The sequence below is a fragment of the Arthrobacter sp. Y3223164 genome (assembly GCF_059091005.1).
This window is the reverse complement of the sequence record NZ_JBNHGF010000351.1, coordinates 1-2874: the sequence shown is the minus strand read 5'-3', so window position 1 is coordinate 2874 and position 2874 is coordinate 1. Positions and strand designations below refer to the sequence as shown.

Genomic DNA, 2874 nt, shown 5'->3' with positions numbered 1-2874 from the left:
GGCGGCCCGCCTTGAACGCCCGCGCCCAGTTGGCGGCACGCGTCCGCCGGGGCGTGCGGGGCCAGGTCCCGGTTTGCCAAGCCCACAGAAAGCAGATCAGCAGCATCTGCATATTCCTGCCGCGCGCGGCCAACGGGCCGGGAGTCCGATGGCAGGGACTGAAGATGCAGCACAGCCCTTCCTTCGACCGCCGCCATCTCACGGTGAACTGCCGCCAGGAAGGCGGCCAGTCCCGACCCCAGCGACGCACAGACTGCCGCGAGGATCTCAGAGGAGGCCTCCTTACGGCCGCGTTCGATCTCCGAGAGGTACTGGAGTGACACGCCGGCCCGGCTGGCGACGTCGTCGAGGGTGCGCCGCTGGCGACGACGCTCCCTGCGCAGCACCGCCCCATAGACGTCGCGGAGCAAAGGCGGAGGCGCTGAACTTGGACCGCGATGAAGCTTCTGAAGTTCGAGCACGGCGGAACTCCCTTCTGGCTGCTTCCATCGTAGGAAGCGGCGCCGTCGGCGTCAGCAGGGTCTGCTCAGGGCAGAAAGCTTCCCCGTCTGCGTCGGGTCCAACCGCGCGCCCGTCAGGAACCGGCCACGCAGGCCCCGGGGTGCCTTTGCCTTCGGCGCGGCGGCGTGTCCGGCAATTTCAGTCGATCGGCCGCGCGGACCCTTGTAGGGTGGCGGCATGGCACCTCTACGACCTATCGGTTATTGGCTGAAGCTCGTTGACCGGCTGCTCGACGAGCAGTTCATCGAGACCATGGAGGAACACGGCATCACCCGCCGGCAGTGGCAGATGATGAACCTGCTCGCGGACAAGCCATCCACCGCCGACGAGCTCGCGGAAGCCCTAGGGCCTTTCATTCCGGAGGAAGAGGGCGAAGGGCCCCAGGAACCGGTCGAAGAACTTGTGGAAAGCGGCTGGGTCAGCGCCGAGAACGGCCACTATGCGCTGACCGACACCGGGCGGGCCAGCCTGGCCTCCCTCGGTGAGGTGGTCGATCGCACGCGCGCCCGCATGGCGGACGGCATCAGCGAGGAAGAGTACACGGCCACCCTCGACGTGCTGGAGCGGATTGCCCGCAACCTGGGCTGGGAGGGCTAGGCACGACGGCGGCCCATCGCCGTCGTCGTCTCAGCGGAAGTTGGACTCTCCCAGGTAGGGTGCCAGGATCGATCGCTGGCGCTCATTCAGGCGCAGCAGCCGCCCTGTATCCGTGTGGAAGAACGCGAGCGTGGTTTCGGCCAGCACGCACTGCTCGGCGGTTACCGGGTCCATGATCCGGTAGGCGATGGTCAGGCTGGCGCCCTTGATCGCACTGATCCAGACCTCCACGTGGGCCGGGATGTTGCGGTAACTGAGCGGCCGGACGTACTTCACCCGGTGCTCCGCCACCAAAGCCTGGGTGGATTCGGGCAGGTCGGAGAAGACCGGCAAATCCACCTCGAGCCCGGGACCGCCGGTGCCGGCCGGAGGCCCGAACGCGTGGATGCGTGCTTCCTCCAAAATGCGCAGGATTTCCACGTTGTTGATGTGCCCGTAGGCATCCATGTCTCCCCAACGCATCGGCACGTTGCAGGTGAGGCGCTGGGCGGAAGGTGTCTGAGTCATCGCCCGATTCACTTTACCGGCCGTTTAGGCTGGGGAAACCGTTTGGCATTCCGCATGGTGAACCCTATAGTGGGAGGGCGCCACAGGGTGTGACGCGCAACACAGGTTTCGTGATGAACACATACAAAACAGAAGATACAGCCAGCAGCACTGTGGGATTCGACGTTTGGGTGGACGTCGAACTGCACGTAGATACCGAGTTGGGACTCATCCAGTTCTGCCTCGAGGGGGAACGCGTTCTGGGGTGGTCCGGCGATATTGACGCCATCGCCGCAGCTGCCGCGGATTCCGGCGGCGCCGCCCAGTGGTGCGAAAAATACTCCAAACTCCTGGTGCCGAGTTCACACAAGGGGGCGGGCAACCGCTTCTTCACCGTGGCCCGCATGGACCAGGACAACGACGACGACCGGGACCGGCCGGCGGCCTGACGTCTGGCATGTGACGTAAGGCGGCGCCGCGCCTACCGCGGACTTGGTTACCATGAAGCCGTGCCTACCTCTTCGCCCTCGCCCAGCCCGGAACGCGGCAAACTCGCCGACAAACTGCTCCGCGGCGGCACCGAGCCCGACCCGCGGTTCACGCTGGCCAACGAGCGTACCTTCCTGGCGTGGATCCGCACCTCGCTGGCACTCCTGGCCGGCGGCATCGCGGTGGAGGTCTTCACCGGCGGCGTCTTCGTCCCGGAAATCCGCAAGACCATCGCCATCATCCTCCTGGTCCTGGCCATGGCGATCGGCGGCGGCTCGTTCTTCCGCTGGCTCAACGTCGAGCGGGCCATGCGCCACAAGACTCCCCTGCCGCTGCCGCTGATAGCCCCGATCCTGGCGGTAGGCGGCGGTGTGGTGGCGGCCTTGCTGGTGGTCTTCGTCGTCCTGCGGCCGTCCTGATGCGACGCGCCCGCGCCGTGCCGGAGCCGGAACATCACGACGCCGGCCTGCAGCCCGAACGCACGTCCCTGGCCTGGAGCCGGACCACCCTGGCCATGATCGTGGCGACAGCCATGTTCCTGCGCTGGATGCCGGAATACGGCTGGTTCACCGGGACTCTGGTCGCCGTGGCGCTGTGCACGGCGTTCGGCATCTACATCACGCAGAAACTCCGGTACCGCCGGGCGGTCTCCGGCGTGGCCGACGAGAGGATCCACGCCGACGCCGCCGCTGCCGCCTGGGTTGCCGGCAGCGTGGTGGTGCTCGGCGCGCTCGGGATCTACGCCGTCCTGGCCCTGGACTGAACAACGACGACGGCGCCCCCGTGCTCGCGCGGCGTGAT

The 2874-nt window shown here is 66.9% G+C and carries 6 protein-coding genes; 4 read left to right on the top strand and 2 right to left on the bottom strand.

Annotated elements, in window-relative coordinates; all coding sequences use genetic code 11:
* The coding region (locus AC5RUJ_RS13890) for a helix-turn-helix domain-containing protein (protein ID WP_494156024.1) at positions 1–410 on the bottom strand (410 nt) is incomplete at its 3' end.
* Between the two features lie 268 nt (positions 411–678).
* Between AC5RUJ_RS13890 and AC5RUJ_RS13885 the strand changes: the two genes are divergently transcribed.
* On the top strand, positions 679–1098 hold the full coding sequence (locus AC5RUJ_RS13885) for a MarR family winged helix-turn-helix transcriptional regulator (RefSeq protein ID WP_494023447.1): 420 nt from the start codon (positions 679–681) through the stop codon (positions 1096–1098).
* Between the two features lie 30 nt (positions 1099–1128).
* On the opposite strand, the gene AC5RUJ_RS13880 is transcribed toward AC5RUJ_RS13885, so the two are convergent.
* Positions 1129–1605, bottom strand: coding sequence for an acyl-CoA thioesterase (locus tag AC5RUJ_RS13880; RefSeq protein WP_494001702.1), 477 nt, complete (start codon positions 1603–1605; stop codon positions 1129–1131).
* Positions 1606–1757: 152 nt separating this feature from the next.
* On the opposite strand from AC5RUJ_RS13880, the gene AC5RUJ_RS13875 reads away from it, so the two are divergent.
* Genes AC5RUJ_RS13875 through AC5RUJ_RS13865 form a run of 3 tightly spaced genes read left to right on the top strand, consistent with a single transcriptional unit; the run spans position 1758 to position 2836 of the window.
* On the top strand, positions 1758–2033 hold the full coding sequence (locus AC5RUJ_RS13875) for a hypothetical protein (RefSeq protein WP_494128057.1): 276 nt from the start codon (positions 1758–1760) through the stop codon (positions 2031–2033).
* Between the two features lie 60 nt (positions 2034–2093).
* Positions 2094–2492: a YidH family protein gene (locus AC5RUJ_RS13870; RefSeq protein WP_494001704.1), complete on the top strand. Its 399-nt coding sequence runs from the start codon at positions 2094–2096 to the stop codon at positions 2490–2492.
* Entirely contained in the window at positions 2492–2836 is a 345-nt protein-coding gene (locus AC5RUJ_RS13865; RefSeq protein WP_494014628.1) for a DUF202 domain-containing protein, read from the top strand. The genes AC5RUJ_RS13870 and AC5RUJ_RS13865 overlap by 1 nt, the downstream gene beginning before the upstream one ends.
* Positions 2837–2874: the final 38 nt, after the last annotated feature.